Origin of the sequence: Oceaniglobus trochenteri, from assembly GCF_020529025.1 — a bacterium.
GTDB classification, from domain to species: domain Bacteria; phylum Pseudomonadota; class Alphaproteobacteria; order Rhodobacterales; family Rhodobacteraceae; genus Oceaniglobus; species Oceaniglobus trochenteri.
This window is the reverse complement of sequence record NZ_JACNMM010000005.1, coordinates 176,483-194,481: the sequence shown is the minus strand read 5'-3', so window position 1 is coordinate 194,481 and position 17,999 is coordinate 176,483. Positions and strand designations below refer to the sequence as shown.

Annotated in this window: 21 protein-coding genes; 10 read left to right on the top strand and 11 right to left on the bottom strand. The window is 65.7% G+C overall.

What is annotated here, in order from left to right; translation table 11 throughout:
- The first annotated feature begins 132 nt into the window (after positions 1–132).
- The 5 genes from H7828_RS10365 (at position 133) to H7828_RS10345 (ending at position 3,527) form a co-directional block, all read left to right on the top strand.
- A complete protein-coding gene (locus H7828_RS10365; protein WP_281070726.1) occupies positions 133–762 on the top strand; it encodes an ATP-dependent Clp protease proteolytic subunit in 630 nt (209 codons plus the stop codon).
- A 132-nt stretch (positions 763–894) separates the two neighbouring features.
- Entirely contained in the window at positions 895–2,160 is a 1,266-nt protein-coding gene (gene clpX, locus H7828_RS10360; RefSeq protein WP_226780951.1) for an ATP-dependent Clp protease ATP-binding subunit ClpX, read from the top strand.
- A 9-nt stretch (positions 2,161–2,169) separates the two neighbouring features.
- Positions 2,170–2,556, top strand: coding sequence for a RidA family protein (locus tag H7828_RS10355; protein ID WP_226780950.1), 387 nt, complete (start codon positions 2,170–2,172; stop codon positions 2,554–2,556).
- 153 nt (positions 2,557–2,709) lie between these two features.
- The gene (locus tag H7828_RS10350; RefSeq protein WP_226780949.1) at positions 2,710–3,093 is read left to right on the top strand and encodes an NADH:ubiquinone oxidoreductase subunit NDUFA12; all 384 of its coding nucleotides are present in this window, start codon (positions 2,710–2,712) and stop codon (positions 3,091–3,093) included.
- On the top strand, positions 3,078–3,527 hold the full coding sequence (locus H7828_RS10345; RefSeq protein WP_226780948.1) for a DUF2155 domain-containing protein: 450 nt from the start codon (positions 3,078–3,080) through the stop codon (positions 3,525–3,527). The genes H7828_RS10350 and H7828_RS10345 overlap by 16 nt, the downstream gene beginning before the upstream one ends.
- On the opposite strand, the gene aat is transcribed toward H7828_RS10345, so the two are convergent.
- From aat to H7828_RS10325, 4 genes are all read right to left on the bottom strand, one after another.
- Positions 3,494–4,114, bottom strand: a complete 621-nt coding sequence (gene aat, locus H7828_RS10340; protein WP_226781121.1) for a leucyl/phenylalanyl-tRNA--protein transferase — start codon at positions 4,112–4,114, stop codon at positions 3,494–3,496. The two genes, H7828_RS10345 and aat, sit on opposite strands and share 34 nt — an antisense overlap.
- Before the next feature lie 43 nt (positions 4,115–4,157).
- Positions 4,158–5,504: an acetyl-CoA carboxylase biotin carboxylase subunit gene (gene accC, locus H7828_RS10335; protein ID WP_226780947.1), complete on the bottom strand. Its 1,347-nt coding sequence runs from the start codon at positions 5,502–5,504 to the stop codon at positions 4,158–4,160.
- 12 nt (positions 5,505–5,516) lie between these two features.
- Positions 5,517–6,014: an acetyl-CoA carboxylase biotin carboxyl carrier protein gene (accB, locus tag H7828_RS10330; RefSeq protein WP_226780946.1), complete on the bottom strand. Its 498-nt coding sequence runs from the start codon at positions 6,012–6,014 to the stop codon at positions 5,517–5,519.
- Between the two features lie 131 nt (positions 6,015–6,145).
- Positions 6,146–6,490, bottom strand: coding sequence for a hypothetical protein (locus H7828_RS10325; RefSeq protein WP_226780945.1), 345 nt, complete (start codon positions 6,488–6,490; stop codon positions 6,146–6,148).
- A 149-nt stretch (positions 6,491–6,639) separates the two neighbouring features.
- On the opposite strand from H7828_RS10325, the gene H7828_RS10320 reads away from it, so the two are divergent.
- The 5 genes from H7828_RS10320 (at position 6,640) to preA (ending at position 10,636) form a co-directional block, all read left to right on the top strand.
- Positions 6,640–6,984, top strand: coding sequence for an SH3 domain-containing protein (locus H7828_RS10320; protein WP_226780944.1), 345 nt, complete (start codon positions 6,640–6,642; stop codon positions 6,982–6,984).
- A gap of 85 nt (positions 6,985–7,069) precedes the next feature.
- The gene (locus tag H7828_RS10315; protein ID WP_226780943.1) at positions 7,070–8,401 is read left to right on the top strand and encodes an NAD(P)-dependent oxidoreductase; all 1,332 of its coding nucleotides are present in this window, start codon (positions 7,070–7,072) and stop codon (positions 8,399–8,401) included.
- Between the two features lie 4 nt (positions 8,402–8,405).
- A complete protein-coding gene (locus tag H7828_RS10310; RefSeq protein ID WP_226780942.1) occupies positions 8,406–8,930 on the top strand; it encodes a hypothetical protein in 525 nt (174 codons plus the stop codon).
- 14 nt (positions 8,931–8,944) lie between these two features.
- Positions 8,945–9,331 (top strand): VOC family protein, encoded by a 387-nt coding sequence (locus tag H7828_RS10305; RefSeq protein WP_226780941.1) that lies wholly within the window; start codon positions 8,945–8,947, stop codon positions 9,329–9,331.
- On the top strand, positions 9,332–10,636 hold the full coding sequence (preA, locus tag H7828_RS10300; RefSeq protein ID WP_226780940.1) for an NAD-dependent dihydropyrimidine dehydrogenase subunit PreA: 1,305 nt from the start codon (positions 9,332–9,334) through the stop codon (positions 10,634–10,636). It abuts the gene before it with no gap.
- A 3-nt stretch (positions 10,637–10,639) separates the two neighbouring features.
- On the opposite strand, the gene H7828_RS10295 is transcribed toward preA, so the two are convergent.
- The 7 genes from H7828_RS10295 to H7828_RS10265 are packed head-to-tail and all read right to left on the bottom strand — an operon-like array spanning position 10,640 to position 17,955.
- Positions 10,640–11,191 carry a PNPOx family protein gene (locus H7828_RS10295; protein ID WP_226780939.1) on the bottom strand — a complete coding sequence of 184 codons (552 nt, stop codon included), beginning with the start codon at positions 11,189–11,191 and terminating at the stop codon, positions 10,640–10,642.
- The gene (locus H7828_RS10290; RefSeq protein WP_425354943.1) at positions 11,184–12,230 is read right to left on the bottom strand and encodes a lipocalin-like domain-containing protein; all 1,047 of its coding nucleotides are present in this window, start codon (positions 12,228–12,230) and stop codon (positions 11,184–11,186) included. The genes H7828_RS10295 and H7828_RS10290 overlap by 8 nt, the downstream gene beginning before the upstream one ends.
- 43 nt (positions 12,231–12,273) lie before the next feature.
- Positions 12,274–14,679, bottom strand: coding sequence for an FtsX-like permease family protein (locus tag H7828_RS10285; RefSeq protein ID WP_226780938.1), 2,406 nt, complete (start codon positions 14,677–14,679; stop codon positions 12,274–12,276).
- Positions 14,676–15,344: an ABC transporter ATP-binding protein gene (locus H7828_RS10280; RefSeq protein WP_226780937.1), complete on the bottom strand. Its 669-nt coding sequence runs from the start codon at positions 15,342–15,344 to the stop codon at positions 14,676–14,678. The genes H7828_RS10285 and H7828_RS10280 overlap by 4 nt, the downstream gene beginning before the upstream one ends.
- Positions 15,345–15,401: 57 nt before the next feature.
- Complete coding sequence (locus tag H7828_RS10275; RefSeq protein WP_226780936.1) at positions 15,402–15,905, bottom strand: flavin reductase family protein; 504 nt, start codon at positions 15,903–15,905, stop codon at positions 15,402–15,404.
- A gap of 2 nt (positions 15,906–15,907) precedes the next feature.
- Positions 15,908–16,801, bottom strand: coding sequence for an aldo/keto reductase (locus H7828_RS10270; RefSeq protein ID WP_226780935.1), 894 nt, complete (start codon positions 16,799–16,801; stop codon positions 15,908–15,910).
- Positions 16,801–17,955, bottom strand: coding sequence for an LLM class flavin-dependent oxidoreductase (locus H7828_RS10265; protein ID WP_226780934.1), 1,155 nt, complete (start codon positions 17,953–17,955; stop codon positions 16,801–16,803). The genes H7828_RS10270 and H7828_RS10265 overlap by 1 nt, the downstream gene beginning before the upstream one ends.
- Positions 17,956–17,999 lie beyond the last annotated feature (44 nt).

Genomic DNA, 17,999 nt, shown 5'->3' with positions numbered 1-17,999 from the left:
CAGCGATCACGCCAGCGTCAGCAATCGGGGCGGAATGGCGGCATGCCCTTGCAGCCCCCCGGACGCGCCACTAAGACTCTGGCAAGCAGTTTCACGGTATTCCGCCCCAACGCGAACAACAGGCAGGCCCAGATGCAAGACCCAGCACATTACTTCACCAACAACCTGGTTCCCATGGTGGTCGAGCAGACCAGTCGCGGCGAGCGCGCCTATGACATCTTCTCGCGCCTGCTGAAGGAACGGATCATCTTCGTCAACGGCCCCGTCCACGACGGGATGAGCCAGCTGATCGTCGCGCAGCTTCTGCACCTCGAGGCCGAGAACCCCACCAAGGACATCAGCATGTACATCAACAGCCCCGGTGGTGTCGTCACCGCCGGCCTGTCGATCTATGACACGATGCAGTACATCAAGCCCAAGGTCTCGACCCTTGTGGTGGGGCAGGCGGCCAGCATGGGTTCGGTCCTGTCCTGCGCCGGGGAAAAGGGCATGCGCTTTGCCCTGCCCAATGCCCGCATCATGGTGCACCAGCCCTCGGGCGGGTACCAGGGCCAGGCCACCGACATCATGATCCACGCCGCCGAAACCCAGAAGGTGCGAGAACAACTGTACCGGATTTACGTCAAACACACCGGTCAGACCATGAAGGCGGTTGAAAAGGCGCTGGAGCGTGACAATTTCATGTCTCCGCAAGAGGCCAAGGAATGGGGCCACATCGACGAGATCGTCGAAAACCGCGACAAGGGCACGCCGGCCAGCTGAAACCGGTTGTGACCGGAACGTGCCATTTTGGCGTTGCGGGCGAAAAACACCTGCCCTAGGCTGACGGCACAGGGCAGGCAGACCGGCACAGGCTGGCGAAATTCACGGCGGACAAAGGCCCAGAGGTAAGCGATGGCGAACAATTCAGGCGACAGCAAGAACACCCTTTACTGCTCTTTCTGCGGAAAGAGCCAGCATGAGGTGCGCAAACTCATCGCGGGGCCGACCGTGTTCATCTGCGATGAATGCGTCGAACTGTGCATGGACATCATCCGCGAGGAGACGAAATCGGCCTCGCTGAAATCCAGCGACGGCGTGCCGACCCCCAAGGAAATCTGCCAGGTGCTGGACGATTACGTGATCGGCCAGATCCACGCCAAGCGGGTTCTGTCGGTGGCGGTTCACAACCATTACAAGCGCCTGAACCATGCCGGGAAATCCGACATCGAACTGGCGAAGTCCAACATCATGCTGATCGGCCCCACCGGCTGTGGCAAGACGCTGCTGGCGCAGACGCTGGCACGCATCCTCGATGTGCCCTTCACCATGGCCGATGCCACCACGCTGACCGAAGCTGGTTACGTGGGCGAGGATGTCGAGAACATCATCCTCAAGCTGCTTCAGGCGTCCGAATACAACGTGGAACGCGCGCAGCGCGGCATCGTCTATATCGACGAGGTCGACAAGATCACGCGCAAGTCCGACAACCCCAGCATAACCCGCGACGTGTCGGGCGAGGGGGTGCAGCAGGCGCTTCTGAAGATCATGGAAGGCACCGTGGCCAGCGTGCCGCCCCAGGGCGGGCGCAAGCATCCCCAGCAGGAATTCCTGCAGGTGGATACGACGAACATCCTGTTCATCTGCGGCGGTGCCTTCGCGGGCCTCGAAAAGATCATCGCCCAGCGTGGCAAGGGTTCGGGCATCGGCTTTGGCGCCGATGTGAAGGACAACGACAGCCGCGGCGTGGGCGAGATGTTCAACGAGCTTGAGCCGGAAGACCTGCTCAAGTTCGGCCTGATCCCCGAATTCGTCGGCCGCCTGCCGGTGATCGCCACCCTGACCGACCTCGACGAAGAAGCGCTAGTCACCATCCTGACCCAGCCCAAGAACGCCCTGGTCAAACAGTACCAGCGCCTGTTCGAGCTTGAGGATGCCCAGCTGACCTTCACCGACGACGCCCTGCAATCCATCGCCAAGCGCGCGATCGAACGCAAGACGGGTGCGCGCGGCCTGCGCTCGATCATGGAGGATATCCTGCTGGATACCATGTTCGATCTGCCCGGCATGGACAGCGTCGAAGAGGTGGTGGTGAATGAAGAGGCGGTGAACACCGGCGCCGCGCCGCTGATGATCCACTCGGATTCCAAGAAAAAGGCCGCACCGGCCTCGGCAGGCTAGGGCGGGCCCATGCGCCGCATCTTTTCGGGCGGTGTCTATGAAGACAGGATCGGCTACTGCCGCGCGGTGGTGGCCGATGGCTGGATCAGCGTTTCCGGCACGGTATGCCCGCCCGATCCGGCCACGGGCAAGCCGCCCGCCGGGGTTGCCGCGCAATGCGAAGGCGCGCTGGCGGTGATCCGCCGGGCGCTGGCCGAGGCAGGCGCCGATTTCTCCGATACCGTCCGCGTAACCTACATGCTGCCCGATGCGGGTGAGTTCGAGGCTTGCTGGCCGGTTCTGCGCGCCGCCTTCGGTGCCCATCCCCCCGCCGCCACCATGATCGAATGCGGGCTGATCGCGCCGGAATACCGGATCGAGATCGAGCTTACAGCATGGCGCGCCGCCACCGGCTGACCCCCACGCGCCCTCTCTTTCTTGCCAAAAATACTCACTTCCCGTTCCATCCCCCCGCGCTGCCGCTGCCAATTTCCGCGCAGCGGGCCGCGCCCACTGGACCTTGCGGCGCGCTTGGTCCATATCTGGGCGCAAGTGAAATCGGAGGCCAAGATGGGCATTCTCAAATCGATTCTGCGCGCCGCGACATGGTGGAACGGCCAGACGCTGAACACCCAGCTGTGGACCTGGCGCAAGGGCACCAAGGTGGGCGAGGACGAGGCCGGCAATATCTATTACGAGAACGCCGACAAGTCGCGCCGCTGGGTGATCTTCAACGGTGATGTCGAGGCATCGCGCGTCAACCCCGATTGGCACGGCTGGCTGCACCACACCTGGGCCGAACCGCCCACAAAGGCCCCGTTGCAGCACCGCGCCTGGCAAAAGCCGCATATCCCCAACATGACGGGCACCGCCATGGCCTATGCGCCGGCGGGGTCGCTGCGGCGCACCGATCCGGCGCCGCGTTCGGATTACGAGGCATGGACGCCGGAATAACCGGCCATGTCCGCGCCGATGCCCAATCTGTCCGAGCCATCCACCTGATGCTGAAACCACTTGCCCTTTGCGCGGCCCTTCTGGGGGCTGCCGCGCCCCTGCATGGCCAGGCCATCGACGTCGAAAGCAGTTCGGCCCGCGTGCAAAGCGCGCCGGGGGCGATCCTGCGCGGGCTCGACAAGGTGTCGGGCATCGTCTCCGAGATCGACATTTCGGTGGGGCAGACGGTGGCGCTGGGGCGGTTGCAGATCACGCTGGGCGACTGTCGCTATCCCGCGAACAACCCGGCGGGCGATGCCTATGCCTGGCTGGTGATCCGCGATGCGGGAGTGGATCAGCCGCATTTCCAGGGCTGGATGATCGCGTCAAGCCCCGGTCTGAACGCGCTGGAACATGCGCGTTACGATGTCTGGGTCATCCGCTGCAAGACCTGATCGGCGGGCGGGGCAGCGGGCCCGGCCAGCGAAAAGTCGGCCTTCCGGGCAATCGCATCGGCCAATAGGCGGTGATACCGCGCCCGGGGAATTTCGATCGCCCCCAGGCTGGCAAGGTGAGGCGTCAGGAACTGGGTGTCGAACAGCACGAATTCCCCCATGCGCAACCGGTCGACAAGGTAGGTCAGCGCCACCTTCGAAGCATCGGTCCGCCGCGAGAACATGCTTTCGCCGAAGAAGGCCGCGCCGATGACCACGCCATAGACGCCGCCCACCAGCGTTTCGCCCTCGTAAACCCCGACGCAATGGGCCGCGCCGCCCGCGTGCAGCGCGCAATAGAGATCGAAGATCGTGGCATTGATCCAGGTTTCCTCGCGGTCGGCGCAGGCCTGAACCACCGCGGCAAAATCCCGGTCGAAGTGGATGTCGAAGGCGCCGCCGCGAATCCGGCGGCGCAGGCTGCGCGAAACGTGGAACCGATCCAGCGGAAAGATGCCGCGAAACTGCGGGTCGATCCAGTGCAGGGTGTCGGAATCGCGGCTGTCGGCCATGGGAAAGATCCCGTTCGCATAGCCGCGCAGCAACATCTGCGGCGTCAGTGCAAGCGGGAGCGATCCGTGAGCCAACGACCTATCCCAGGTTGGTTTCCAGCCAGTGTTCCAGCCAGTGGATGTTGTAGCCGCCGGTCTGTACCGCCTCTTCCCGCAGGAGGGCGTTGAACAGCGGAACGGTGGTATCCACGCCATCGACGATCAGCTCGCCCAGGGCGCGCGACAGACGGGCCAGTGCCTCGGGGCGGTCGCGCCCGTGGACGATCAGCTTGCCGATCAGCGAATCGTAGTAGGGCGGGATGCGGTAGCCGTCATAGATGGCCGAATCCATGCGCACGCCCAGGCCGCCGGGAGAATGGTACTGCGTGATCCGCCCCGGTGAGGGCGAGAAGTTGGGCAGTTTCTCGGCGTTGATCCGCACCTCGATGGCATGGCCGTTCAGGCGCAGGGTGTTCTGGTTGAACTCCATCGGCAGGCCGGCGGCAACGCGGATCTGTTCGCGCACCAGGTCGACACCGAACACGGCCTCGGTCACCGGGTGTTCCACCTGCAGGCGGGTGTTCATCTCGATGAAGTAGAATTCGTCGTTCTCGTAGAGGAATTCGATGGTGCCGGCCCCGGAATAGCCGATCTTGGCCACGGCATCGGCGCAGACCTTGCCGATGCGGGCGCGCTGTTCGGGCGTGATCGAGGGGCCGGGCGCTTCCTCAAGCACCTTCTGGTGGCGGCGCTGCAGCGAACAATCCCTTTCGCCCAGGTGCACGGCGCGGCCCTTGCCATCGCCAAAGACCTGGATTTCGATATGGCGCGGCGTGGTGAGGTATTTCTCGATATAGACCTCATCGTTGCCGAAGGCGGCCTTGGATTCGCTGCGCGCGGTGCGGAAGGCGTTCTCAAGCTCGGCCGCGGTCTTGGCCAGCTTCATGCCGCGCCCGCCACCACCGGCGGTGGCCTTGATGATGACCGGATAGCCGATCTGTTCGGCCACCGTCCTTGCGGTGTCGAGGTCGGGAACCCCGCCGTCGCTGCCCGGCACGCAGGGCACGCCCAGCTTCTTCATGGTTTCCTTGGCGGTGATCTTGTCGCCCATGATGCGGATGTGTTCGGCCGAGGGGCCGATGAAGGTCAGCTGATGATCTTCGACGATCTGCACGAAGGCGGCGTTTTCCGACAGGAACCCGTATCCCGGGTGGATGGCCTGGGCGCCCGTGATCTCGCAGGCGGAAATGATGGCCGGCACCGAGAGATAGCTTTGCGACCCCGAGGGCGGGCCGATGCAGATGCTTTCGTCGGCCATGCGCACATGCATCGCGTCCGCATCGGCGGTGGAATGCACGGCGACGCTGGCGATGCCCATCTCGCGGCAGGCACGAATGACACGCAGGGCGATTTCGCCCCGGTTGGCGATCAGGATCTTGTCGAACATGGGCAGGTGTCCTTATTCGATGATCATCAGGGGGGCACCGAATTCGACGGGCGTGCCGTCTTCGATCAGGATACGCTTGACCGTGCCGGCCTTGAGGGCGGGAATCTGGTTCATGGTCTTCATCGCCTCGACGATCAGCAGGGGCTGACCCTCGCTTACCCTGTCGCCGATCTTCACGAAGGGCGGGGTGCCGGGTTCGGGCGAAAGATAGACGGTGCCGACCATGGGCGATGTCACCGCGCCGGGGTGATCGGCGGGGTCTTCCGCACGTTCACCACCAGCGGCCGGGGCCGCGGGCGCGGCGGGGGCTGCCGGTGCGGCAGGCGCAGCAAAGGGGGCAGGGGCGGGGGCCGCGACGGGGGCGGGAATGCTGCGCGATACGCGCACGTCCAGGCTGTCGTCCTCGCCATACTCGCGTTTGACGCTGAGTTCGGTAAGATCGTTCTCGCGCAGCAGCTTTGCCAATGCCTCGATAAAGGCGACGTCGGATTTATGCGTTTTCTCTGTCATGCCATCCTCATTCCCGTGTGGCCTCTGGCCATCTTTCGTTCGGTATATGTCAGCGTTGCCGGGGAAGAAAGACGTAAAACCGGACCGCGCGGGCACCCGCCCGGCCATCTGGCGGGCGGGCCGTGGCACGGTCAGCGAATACTGAGGTCAAGGCGGAACGGTTCGGTCCGGGCGCTGCGAAACAACTGGTGAACGCGGATCACATAGGTGGCCGCCTGGGTGCGGAAGCTGAAATCCTCCTGGCAATCGTCGATGCCGTCGATGCCGAAACAGACGTTGTTGCTGCCCGACAGGCGGATGCGTGCCGTCTGGCCCGCGCCCGACCCGAAGAGAAAGCAAATCGACTCTCCCGGCGCGACGACACCAGAAACCGCGCCGGACGAGGCGCCGCGCGCAAACTTGATCTCGGAACAGCTCTGGGCGGCGGCGCCTGTCGCCCAAAGCGCGACAAGCGTGGCAAGAACAATGCGTAACATGGCCGGAAACTCCTTCTGAAAAAGGGATCATAGCACCGTTGCACGCCCGGCCAAAGCGGCATGAGCGGGCAACATGCAGCTTGGTGGTGTGTTGGGCGCCGTGTACCATGGCGACAGCCAAGCACCGAAATCGTCAAGGAGTTGTAAAGATGCCCACCCGTATCGCCGCTGTTGCTGTCGGCCTTCTCGTTTCGCTGTCCTCGGCGCCCGCCCTGGCCCAGCTGCTCGACGTGCCATTCGATACCTACTGCCCGCCGAATTCGGAGGCGGCCTGTTTCGGGGTCGCCACCGTCATGGGGCTGAACCCCAAGGGCGATGGTTTTCTGGCGGTACGCACCGGGCCGGGCTCGAACTATCCGATGATCGGCAAGGTGCACAACGGCGACCGCGTGGGCACATATGCCAAGCGCGGCAAATGGCACGCCATCAGCTTTGGCCCGAACAACACCCTGGGCTGGGCGCATGGGAACTGGCTGGGTAATTTCATTCCGTAAGGGGGCCGATCCGCGAAATTTTACCAGTTGATAAAATTTCAACCTGTGGCACTGTGAAAGTGTTCCAGCAACCGGAGAGGCAGCGATGAGCAACAGTCAGATGACACCGGGGGTCGCGGCAGGGCGTTTGCCCGCCGAGGCCTATCGCGACAATTTCACCGATCTTCACGCCCCCTTCGATGCCCACGAGGCCGCCGTGGCCGCCGACCGGTGCTATTTCTGCCATGACGCGCCCTGCATCACGGCCTGTCCCACCGCCATCGACATTCCGCTGTTCATCCGCCAGATCGCCACGGGCACGCCCGAAGCGGCGGCGCGCACCATTTTCGACCAGAACATCCTGGGCGGCATGTGCGCCCGGGTCTGCCCCACCGAGACGCTCTGCGAAGAGGCCTGCGTGCGCGAGGCGGCCGAGGGCAAGCCGGTTGAGATCGGGCGCCTTCAACGCCACGCCACCGACACGCTGATGGGTGCCGGGGTGCATCCCTTCACCCGCGCGCCCGAGACGGGCAGGCGGGTGGCGGTGGTGGGGGCAGGGCCTGCGGGCCTGGCCTGTGCACACCGGCTGGCCATGCTGGGACACGGCGTCACGCTTTACGACGGGCGGCCCAAACCGGGCGGTCTGAACGAATACGGCATCGCCAGTTACAAGACCCCCGATGGGTTCGCCCAGGCCGAGGTTGACTGGCTGCTTTCGATCGGCGGCATTGAAACGGTGCTGGGAAAGCGGCTTGGCGAAGACCTGTCGCTGGGCGCCCTGACCGATGACTTCGACGCCGTCTTCCTGGCCATCGGCCTTGGCGGCGTGCGCGCCCTGACGGTGCCGGGGGCGGAAAAGCACGGCGTGCTGGATGCCGTGAACTTCATCTCCGAGCTGCGCCAATCGCCCGATTTCGCCATCCTGCCCGTGGGACGCAACGTGGTGGTGATCGGCGGCGGCATGACGGCCGTGGATGCGGCGGTCCAGGCGCGCCTTCTGGGGGCCGAGAATGTCACCATCGTCTATCGTCGCGGGCGCGAGGCGATGAATGCATCGGCCTGGGAACAGGACCTGGCGGCGTCCAAGGGCGTGCGCATCATCACCCACGCGGTGCCCGTCGCCGTCCACGGCAAACGCTACGCGCAGGAGATCGAATTCGCCTATGTCTCGGACACGCTGGAGCCGACCGGCGAAACCTTCCGCCTGGCCGCCGATCAGGTGCTGAAGGCCATCGGCCAGCAGATCGACAGATCGCCCGAGGGCCTTACGCTTGAGGGGCAGCGCATCGCAACCTCGGGGCCGGGGCGCACCGGGATGAAAGGCGTCTGGGCCGGGGGCGATTGCACCGGCACCGGCGAAGACCTGACCGTTACCGCCGTGGCCCAGGGGCGCGATGCGGCAATGGATATTCACGAAACCCTGATGGCGAAAGGCTGAACCCATGGTCAAGACACTGACGCCGAAGAAGAAACCGCCACCCCCCACCGCTCAGCAGATCGACGCGGCATTGGCGGCGGTCAAGAAGATGGAGGCCCCCGAGGGCCTGCGCCGCATGATGGCAAATGCCCGGCTGAAAGGGGTGGAAAAGGTGCACGATGCCGCCTTCAAGCGGCTGGCCCATGTCCAGGCCGAAGGCGACCCGGGCAGCGTCGAGCACGGGATGTGGTCGGCCATCAACGCAATCGAGGAAATCAAGCGCGACGATGCCGGCAAGACGGTGCGGCTCAGCTTCCTGCGGCGCGACATCCAGAAACTGGGCATGGTCCCGGCGATGGACAAACTGGTGAGCAAGGACAGCCCCAGCGAACGCTTCGAGGAGCTGATCGCCCGCCACTTTCCCGAACTGACGGCCGAGGCGGTGGTGATGCGCCATGCCGACAAGTTCAGCGAGGGGGCCGTCGCCCGTTCCACCGAACGGCTGAGCGATGCAGGCATCGACCCGACAACCCTTGCCCCCGCCGCCTGAGAGGAGTGTCGCCCATGCCTGTTACGCGCATAAACTTCATGTCGATCCCCGTTCACGACCAGGACCGCGCGATTGCCTTCTATCGTGATCGCCTTGGCATGACGGTGCATACCGATGCCACCTATGGCGAAGACTGGCGCTGGATCTTCCTGCAGATCCCGGGGGCCGAAACCATGATCCAGTTCGCCAAGGCCAGCGAAATGTCGGTTGCCAAGGAACGGCCCGCCCTCGTGCTGGTCTGTGACGATGTCGATGCCGAGGTCGGTGGTTTGAAGACCGATGGCGTGACGCTGCGCGATGGCCCCGACGATGCGCCCTGGCAACCGGGCGTGCGATACGCCCTGATCGAAGACACCGAGGGCAATGTAATCTTGCTGGAATCCTTCAAGGGAGACGCATAAATGGCTGATCTTTCAACAAACTTCGTCGGTATAAAGTCGCCCAACCCGTTCTGGCTGGCCTCGGCACCACCCACCGACAAGGCCTATAACGTCGTGCGCGCCTTCAAGGCCGGCTGGGGCGGCGTGGTCTGGAAGACATTGGGCGAAGAAGGCCCGCCCGTCGTCAACGTCAACGGCCCGCGCTATGGCGCGATCTGGGGGGCCGACCGCCGGCTTCTGGGGCTGAACAACATCGAACTGATCACCGACCGGCCGTTGGAGGTGAACCTGCGCGAGATCAAGCAGGTGAAACGCGACTGGCCCGACCGTGCCATGGTGGTGTCGATCATGGTTCCCTGCGAAGAGGCGGCCTGGAAGGCGATCCTGCCCCATGTCGAGGACACCGGCGCCGACGGGATCGAGCTGAACTTCGGCTGTCCGCACGGGATGAGCGAGCGGGGCATGGGCAGCGCCGTGGGCCAGGTGCCCGAATACGTCGAAATGGTCGCCCGCTGGTGCAAGCAAAACACCCGCATGCCGGTGATCGTGAAGCTGACCCCCAACATCACCGACGTGCGCACCTCGGCCCGTGCGGCAGTGCGGGGCGGGGCCGATGCGGTCAGCCTGATCAACACCATCAATTCGATCACCTCGGTCGATCTTGACAGCATGTCGCCCGAACCCAGCATCGACGGCAAGGGATCGCACGGGGGCTATTGCGGCCCGGCGGTGAAACCCATCGCCCTGCACATGGTGGCCGACATCGCCCGCGACCCCGAATGCAACGGCATCCCGATCTCGGGCATTGGCGGCGTGACCACATGGCGCGACGCGGCCGAATTCATGGCACTGGGGGCGGGCAACGTGCAGGTCTGCACCGCCGCCATGACCTATGGCTTCAAGATCGTCTCCGAGATGAAATCGGGCCTGTCGCAATGGATGGACGAAAAGGGCTATACCTCGGTCGCCCAGGTGTCGGGCCGCGCCGTGCCCAATGTGACCGACTGGCAGTTCCTCAACCTCAACTACGTCGCCAAGGCGAAGATCGACCAGGACCTTTGCATCAAGTGCGGCCGCTGCTTTGCCGCCTGCGAGGATACCAGCCACCAGGCCATCGCCATGTCCGATGACCGCACCTTCACCGTCATTGACGAGGAATGCGTGGCCTGCAATCTCTGCGTCAACGTCTGCCCGGTGGAGGATTGCATCACGCTGGAAGCGATGGCGCCCGGCCAGACCGATCCGCGCACCGGCAAGGTTGTAGACAAGGAATACGCCAACTGGACGACCCACCCCAACAACCCCGGCGCGGTGGCGGCGGAATAGCGGTCAGGGGGCGATCCAGCCCCCTGCAAACCCGCTCGCCGAGGCGGTGAACAGCGCCCGGCGATGCGGATCGCCCAGGTGCAGCATGTCGATCTGCTCAACCTGGCCCCGCAGGACGGCAAACCTGTCCTGGCGCGCTTCGGGCCGGTGGTCGGTGGGCCCTGTCATCTCTTCCCCGGGCAGGGGCACCCCGCCATAGGCGCGGCGCGCACCATCCGACAGCGCGCCCCAGTGCGACCCGGCCTCGCTGCCGGTCAGCACGGTAAAATGCACGCGCAGACGGATCTGGAACCTGTCGCCGGGCATCCAGAACACAAGGCTGCCGCGCGGGTCGCGGCGCAGCTGTGCCACCTTCGCGGCGGCCGCATCGCTGTGAATCTCCACCACGCCCTGGCCCTGATCCGCGTGGCGCAGCACGACCATGCGCGCCTCGGCCCCATTGCCCAGGGTTGCCAGGGTGGCAAGGCGGCAGGGGGAGTCGGGATGCTCCATCGCCCGCTCCATCTGCGCCCAGGCGTGGTCCAGCATCTGCCCGGGCGTCGCAAAGTCAGTCATATCCCGTCATCTCCAGGTATCCGCGCCCTTGGTGGCTGCCCTTGATCGTCACCGGGCCTTCCCAATAGGGCACCAATGTGGGCATCCAGGCATCACGGTTCATCGCGGTTATCGTCACATCCACGGCCCGTGCCGGCAATTCCACGCGCCAAACCACCGGCACATCCCGCTCCGCCACCCGGTGCCGCTCCAGAGGTGTCATCGTCAGGTCGCCGTCGCCGTAGGGGGTGGGCGTTCCATCCGGCGCAATCCAGGTGGCCGAGGTGAAGCCGCCCCCGCCGTCGCGCAGCACGAACCCCATAAGCTTGGCCCCGCTGTCGAAATGCAACGACACCCAGTCCCACCCGCTCTGATCCGCATCCAGAAGCTGCGATGACCATTCCCGGTCCAGCCAGGCCTGACCAGTCACGGCTACCGGCCCCTCGGGCAGGGTCAGAACCCCATCAACGCCATAGAACGGCTGGGAGTAATAGCGGCTTGCCTGACCGCTGGCCGATTTCACCGAAAAGCCCGCCTTGCCTTGGGCAACCAGCGGCCCCTCGGCGGCCAGCCGCAGTTCATAGGCAAAATCCGGCCCCTGTGCGACAAGGTCGACAGTGCCGATGTCGCGCCCCGCCATGGCCCATTCGTCGATCCAGGCCGAAAAAACCTCTTCGCCCGAAACCCCCGCCTGGCCGGTGCCACCGCGCCCCAGCCTCTCGGCCACGAAATGGCGGTCCGGCGTGGTCAGGGCCGCGTGGCCCATCCAGGCCTGCTGGTCCACCATCCCCCCGGGCCGCAGGGCCGAGCGGAAGAGCGTCCACTGCACGCCGTATTCTGTCCCGTCCTCTCCGGTCAGGTTGGCGGTGATATACCACCACTCGATCCGGAACCCGGGATGCGCCCCGTGGTCGGCGGGAAAATCGAAGGCCCCCGGCGCCACCTGTGCATAGCCATCCTCGCGCGCGCCAAGCCCGGCGAACCCCTGCGCCAGAACACCGCCCGCCCAGAACACAAGGCCAAGGGCAAGGACCAGCCCCCTCCATCTTTGGTCCGGCAAATATCCCCCCCGGAGGGTCCGCCGCCGCAAGCTGCGCTGTCGCTTACCGTTCATGGGCAAAGACCTGCAACAGGCGCGCAGGCGGCATGCGCGCGATCCGGACCGCCGGAAAAAGCGCCGCCGCGCCCGCCGCCAGCAGCGACAGCAGCCCCAGCCACAGCCAGTCGCGCGGGAACAGGAACAGCGGCAGCCGCCAGCCGAACGCCTCAACGTTGATCACCGCCAGCAGCACCCAGGCCAGCAACAGCCCCACCGGCACCGCGCAGACAAAGGTCAGCCCTGCCAGCACCAGCGCGCGCAAAAGCTCGAGCCGCGCCAGCCGCCGCCGCGCCACCCCTAGCGCCCAGACCGGCGCCAGTTGCGGCAGGCGCATGGCCGCCAGCGTCAGAAGCGAGGTGAGGATGGCAAAGCCCGCGACCGAAAGCGTCAGCACGTTCAGCGCCCGCGAGACGGTGAAGGTGCGTTCGAACACCCCCAGCGAAAAGGCCTTGATCGAGGTCTGATCGACAATCCGGTCGGCGGGCAGGCCGAAATCGGCGATCAGCGCATCGCGCAGCCCGTCGATCTGCCCCGGCGCAACCCGCAGCCCGAACTGCAAACGCTCGACCTCGGGATAGCGGGCGACAAGGCTGTCGATCCCCACCAGGACCTGCCCAAGGGGGTTGCCATAATCGCTGTAGACACCAAGCACCGGCGGGTTCCAGTCGCGCAGCGCCACATTGGCCCCGGGCCAGAGCCCGGCCCGCCGCGCCAGTTGTTCGTTCACCAGCACCCCTTCGCCCCGCGCCAGCCTGTCCCACAGGTCGGGGGTGCGTGCGATCAGGGGCCAGTTGTCGCGATAGGTGAGGTGATCGGCTACACCGTAGATTTCGCCCGGCTGCCCGGCCAGGGTTGCGTCGATATGCCAGATCGGCAGAACCGCCTCGGTCTTGCCCGTCAGGAAGGTTTGCAGGGCGCGGGCCTGCGCGTCGGTCTCGGCGGTGACGTAAAGTTCCGAGGCCAGCCGTTGATCCAGCCAGCCGGTAAAGGTCAGCCGAAAGCTCGACACCATGGTGCCGACACCGATATTGGCCGCCAGCGCCAGCAAAAGCGCCATCAAAGCCAGCGACAGGCCCGGCAGTTGCTGGCGCGTGTCGGCCCAGAACCATTGCACCAGCGGGGCCCGCGCCAGCCGCGCCCCCAGCGCCATCACCGCGTAAAGCACCAGCGGCAGGGCCAGCGCCGCCGCGATCAACAGCGCGCCCAGCATCACGAAGGCGGCGATCAACCCGCTGCCGAAGGTCAGCGTCGCGGCCGAGAGCAGCGCCAGGAAAACCGCCGCGCCGCCCTGCCAGGCCAGCGCAGATTCTGACGCGCGCGCCCAGGCGCGGGGCTGGGCGGGCGCCAGCAGCGGCAGCCGCGCCACCTGCCACAGCGACGATATGGCTGCCAAGCCGGTGCCAAGAACCGCGATGGCCAGGCCGCTGGCCCACCAGATGGGGCGGATCGACAGCGTGCCTTCGACCGAGGCGCCGTAAAGCCCGCGCAGGGTGGCCGCCACATCGGGGATCAGGGCGCTGGCCACCAGGTATCCCAGCGCGATTCCCAAAGCGCCCGAAAGCAGCGCCAGCACCAGCAGTTCGCCCAGCAGCAGCGCCAGAAGGCTGCGGGCGGGCAGGCCCAGGGCGCGCAGGGTGCGAAAGACCGGGCGGCGTTGCTCGAAGGCAAGGCCGATGGTGCCGCGCACGATGAACAGCCCCACCGCGAAGGACAGCAGCCCGAAGGCGGTGAGGTTCAGGTGAAAACTGTCGGTCAGCCCCGCCATGTCGGTGCCATCCTCCGGTGCGTTCAGAACCAGCCCGGGTGCGACATCCGACAGCGCGGGGCGGCGCAGGGGCTGGCGGTCGAGAACGACAAGGCGGCTGATCCGGCCCGTCATCTCCAGAAGCGCCTGTGCGACCGGAAGATCGGCATAGGCAAGGCTGGGCGCCACGCCCTGACGCGCGATCAGCGGCGGCAGCACGGCCCCCGCCAGGCGCGCGGCGGTTTCGGGCGCCACGATCAACGGGCCTGTGTCGCCGATGAAGCTGGCCGTCAGGGCATCATCCCCCGCGCCGGAGGGCAGATCGGCCAGGGGCAGGGTGAAGGGGTCGATCCCTATGATGCGCAGCGGACCGCCCTGGGTGGCGATGGTGCCTTCGACAACCGGGCTGACCAGCCATCCGGCCCGGCGCAGCGCGATGAACTGCGCCATGTCCATCGGCGTGCGGTCGGGCGTGGTGATCGTGGCGCGGGGGGCGGGGCCAAGGGCACTGGCGGCGCGATCATAGCTGTCGCGCGCCTCGGCGTTGATGGCCTGCACCCCCGACCATAGCGCCGTGGCCGTCGCCAGCCCCAGCACCAGGGTAAGGAGCTGGAAGGGCCGCCGCCGCCAGTGCGACAGCAGGGCATGCAGGGCGGCGCGCCTCATCCCGTGATCCGCCCGCGTTCCAGATGCGCCCGAGCGTCCAGCCGCGCCGCCAGGCGGGGCGAATGGGTGACCATCAATAGCGCCGTTCCGGTTTCGCCCACAAGGCCCAGCATCAGGTCCAGCACCCGCTCTCCGGTGTCCTCGTCAAGGTTGCCGGTGGGTTCGTCCGCCAGCACAAGGCGCGGGCGCGCGGCCAGGGTGCGGGCGATGGCCACCCTTTGCTGCTGCCCGCCAGAAAGCTGCTCGGGGAACTTGCGCAGGTGATCCTCAAGCCCCAGGCGGCGGGCCAGGCTGGCGGCCCATGGGGCATCGGCCCGCCCGGCCAGCCGCGCCTGGAAGGCGATGTTGTCAAAGACGTTCAGCGAGGGGATCAGGTTGAACTGCTGAAACACCACGCCCACGGTGCTGCGCCGCAGGGCCGCGCGCCCGGCATCGTCAAGCGCCGTCATCCTCTGACCGTCGATGGTGATCTGCCCGCCGTCGGCATGATCGAGGCCCGCGATCAGATGCAGAAGGGTGCTTTTGCCCGAGCCGCTTTCCCCCGTCAGCGCCAGAGACGCGCCGGCCTTCAGCGACAGGTCGACGCCCCGCAGCACGGTATGGGCCTCGGCGCCGCTTCCCCAGGTTTTCGTGACGTTTTCGACGCTTAACACCGGCAACCCCATCCTTGGCCCCTCCGATACCTAGCATGGCGGCGGGCAGGGAACAGGGCAAAGGCGCGATCACTCCAGCGGCGAATGGCCGCCATACTGCCCGGCCGAAAAGACCAGCGGTGCACCGGGGCGCGACTGGGCGTTCAGCACCCGGCCGACGATGATCGCGTGATCGCCGCCATCGTGGACGGCATAGCGTTCGCATTCGAACCGTGCGAGGCACCCTTCGATCAGCGGGGCGCCCGAAGGCCCCGGCGCCCAGTCGAGATCGCCAAAGGCCGCACCGTCGCGCACGAAGGCGTTGCACAGCCCGGCCTGCTCGGCCCCCATGACGTGGATGGCGAAATGCTGCGCCGCCTCGTAGACCGGAAAGCGGCGCGCGGCGCGGGCGGGCGACCACAGCACCAGCGGCGGGTCAAGTGATACGCTGGCAAAGCTGTTGGCGGTGATCCCCAGAGGGCCGTCGGGCGTGGCGGTCGTCACCACGGTCACGCCGGTGGCGAACTGCCCCAGGGCATCGCGGAACGCGCGCGAGGTATCGGGGCCGGGTACGAAATGGTGCGGCTCGGCCATGCTCAGGCCACCTCGCGGCCCAGGGCGAGGGTGTAGAGCTGATACCAGGCCTGCCGGTCCAGATCGACCTTGGCGGCATCCGACAAGACCTTGATCCTGTTGATGTTGTTCGTGCCCATCACCGGCATGATCCGCGCCGGATGTGCCAGCAGCCAGGCCACGGCCACGGCGGCCATGTCGACGCCCTGTTCGCGGGCCAGCGCCGCCAGCGCGGTGCGCAAGGGGCCATGCCCGCCCTTGCCGGTCATCAGCGCCCCGCCGCCCAGGGGCGACCACGCCATCGGCGCGATGCGCCGTTCCTGAAGGAAGGCCAGGTCGCCATCGGTGAACGGCGCAACCTGGCCCAGCGACATTTCGATCTGGTTGGTGACAAGGGGCGTCTTCATGGCCGATTGCAGCAGGGTAAAATCATGTGGCCGGAAATTGCTGACCCCGACGGCGCGCACCTTGCCCGACTGCACCAGGTCATCCAGCGCCGCGCCGGTTTCGTCGGCGTCCATGAACGGGTCGGGGCGGTGGATCAGCAGCAGGTCGATATGGTCGATCCCCATCAGGCGCAGCGAATGATCGACCGAGCTTTCGATATGGGCGCGCGAGGTGTCATAGTGTTTCACCTGCGCCGAGGCGTGGCGCCCGGCGGGGGCGACGATGCCGCATTTCGTCACGATCTCAAGCCGGTTGCGCAACTGGGGCGTCAGGGCGCCGCCCATGATCTCTTCCGCCATGTAGCCGCCATAGATGTCGGCCTGGTCCAGGGTGGTGATCCCCTGGTCAAGACAGGCCTCGATCTTGGCGCGCACATGGTCGGGCGAGGTGTCGGAATCGTCGCCGAGGCGCCACATGCCATAGACGATGCGGCTGAACGAAAGGTCGTCGGTGAGGGTGATACGGTCCATCAGCGGCGGTCTCCTGCGCCCAGGGGCGTCTGCGGTGTTTCACTCGGCACCCGGCCATAGACATGGGGCAGCGAGCAGGTCTTCAGTTGCGGCAGAACCCTTTGGCCAAAGGATTTGCATTCATCCATATGGGGGTAGCCCGAGAAAATAAAGCTTCGGATGCCAAGTTTGCGATAGTCCTCGATCTTGCTCAGAACCTGGTCGGTCGATCCGACCAGTGCCGCACCACAGCCCGACCGCGCCCGCCCTATCCCCGTCCAGAGGTGGGGTTCGACATAGCCGAATGTATCGGCCAGTTCGCGCGCACGGGCCTGGTGCGACACGCCAAGGCTGATGGAATCATGGGCACGGTCGCGGATCAGCTTGCCATATTCGTCATCCAGCTTGCTGACCAGGTAATCGGCATATTCGCGCGCCTCGGCCTCGGTATCGCGCACGATCATGTGGACGCGCAGCCCATAGTCCAGCGTTCTGCCATATTTTTCAGCCACTTCATTGACAGATTTCATGCGCTGGATGATGTCCTCCTGCGGTTCGGGCCACATCAGGTAGACATCGCAATGCTGGCCGCAAAGCTCCAGCGCGGCGGGGGAATAGCCGCCGAAATACAGAAGCGGCCCGCCCATCTGGTAAGGCTTGGCCGGATCGGTGGAAACGCCCTTGAAATCATAGACTTCACCCGAGAAGTTGATCTCGTCCTGCGTCCAGGCCTGTTTCAATATCTCGACCACCTCGCGCGAGCGTTGGTAGCGGAAGGCGCTTTCGGCCACTTCGCCCGGAAAATCCGACGAGATGACGTTGAGCGTCAGCCGCCCCTTCAGCATGTGATCCAGTGTCGCCACCGTGCGTGCCAGCATGATCGGTTGCATCTCGCCGCAGCGGATGGCGGCCAGCATGTTGATCCTGTCGGTGATCGGCGCACAGCCTGCCACAAAGGAAAGCGTGTCCTGGCCCACCTGGTAGGACGAGGGGCAGAGGATGTTGCGAAACCCCTGGGCCTCGGCCTCTTTCACGATGCCGCTGCAATGCTCCCAGCTTGAGCGCAACGCGCCGTCGGGCATGCCAAGGAACTGGTAATCGTCCGAGCAGAGCGCCGAAAACCATGAGACTTCGGCGGCATCCAGATCGGCAGAGGTAACGGGCACAACGGTCATTGGATCTTTCCCTGTCGTGGTATGATTTCCTCTTGCCTAGCATC

What these genes read in the sequence shown, in the direction of transcription:
- H7828_RS10365 (WP_281070726.1), top strand. Translation starts at nt 133, where the DNA reads ATGCAAGACCCAGCACATTACTTCACCAACAACCTGGTTCCCATGGTG.
- clpX (WP_226780951.1), top strand. Translation starts at nt 895, where the DNA reads ATGGCGAACAATTCAGGCGACAGCAAGAACACCCTTTACTGCTCTTTC.
- H7828_RS10355 (WP_226780950.1), top strand. Translation starts at nt 2,170, where the DNA reads ATGCGCCGCATCTTTTCGGGCGGTGTCTATGAAGACAGGATCGGCTAC.
- H7828_RS10350 (WP_226780949.1), top strand. Translation starts at nt 2,710, where the DNA reads ATGGGCATTCTCAAATCGATTCTGCGCGCCGCGACATGGTGGAACGGC.
- H7828_RS10345 (WP_226780948.1), top strand. Translation starts at nt 3,078, where the DNA reads ATGGACGCCGGAATAACCGGCCATGTCCGCGCCGATGCCCAATCTGTC.
- aat (WP_226781121.1), bottom strand. Translation starts at nt 4,114, where the DNA reads ATGTTGCTGCGCGGCTATGCGAACGGGATCTTTCCCATGGCCGACAGC.
- accC (WP_226780947.1), bottom strand. Translation starts at nt 5,504, where the DNA reads ATGTTCGACAAGATCCTGATCGCCAACCGGGGCGAAATCGCCCTGCGT.
- accB (WP_226780946.1), bottom strand. Translation starts at nt 6,014, where the DNA reads ATGACAGAGAAAACGCATAAATCCGACGTCGCCTTTATCGAGGCATTG.
- H7828_RS10325 (WP_226780945.1), bottom strand. Translation starts at nt 6,490, where the DNA reads ATGTTACGCATTGTTCTTGCCACGCTTGTCGCGCTTTGGGCGACAGGC.
- H7828_RS10320 (WP_226780944.1), top strand. Translation starts at nt 6,640, where the DNA reads ATGCCCACCCGTATCGCCGCTGTTGCTGTCGGCCTTCTCGTTTCGCTG.
- H7828_RS10315 (WP_226780943.1), top strand. Translation starts at nt 7,070, where the DNA reads ATGAGCAACAGTCAGATGACACCGGGGGTCGCGGCAGGGCGTTTGCCC.
- H7828_RS10310 (WP_226780942.1), top strand. Translation starts at nt 8,406, where the DNA reads ATGGTCAAGACACTGACGCCGAAGAAGAAACCGCCACCCCCCACCGCT.
- H7828_RS10305 (WP_226780941.1), top strand. Translation starts at nt 8,945, where the DNA reads ATGCCTGTTACGCGCATAAACTTCATGTCGATCCCCGTTCACGACCAG.
- preA (WP_226780940.1), top strand. Translation starts at nt 9,332, where the DNA reads ATGGCTGATCTTTCAACAAACTTCGTCGGTATAAAGTCGCCCAACCCG.
- H7828_RS10295 (WP_226780939.1), bottom strand. Translation starts at nt 11,191, where the DNA reads ATGACTGACTTTGCGACGCCCGGGCAGATGCTGGACCACGCCTGGGCG.
- H7828_RS10285 (WP_226780938.1), bottom strand. Translation starts at nt 14,679, where the DNA reads ATGAGGCGCGCCGCCCTGCATGCCCTGCTGTCGCACTGGCGGCGGCGG.
- H7828_RS10280 (WP_226780937.1), bottom strand. Translation starts at nt 15,344, where the DNA reads ATGGGGTTGCCGGTGTTAAGCGTCGAAAACGTCACGAAAACCTGGGGA.
- H7828_RS10275 (WP_226780936.1), bottom strand. Translation starts at nt 15,905, where the DNA reads ATGGCCGAGCCGCACCATTTCGTACCCGGCCCCGATACCTCGCGCGCG.
- H7828_RS10270 (WP_226780935.1), bottom strand. Translation starts at nt 16,801, where the DNA reads ATGGACCGTATCACCCTCACCGACGACCTTTCGTTCAGCCGCATCGTC.
- H7828_RS10265 (WP_226780934.1), bottom strand. Translation starts at nt 17,955, where the DNA reads ATGACCGTTGTGCCCGTTACCTCTGCCGATCTGGATGCCGCCGAAGTC.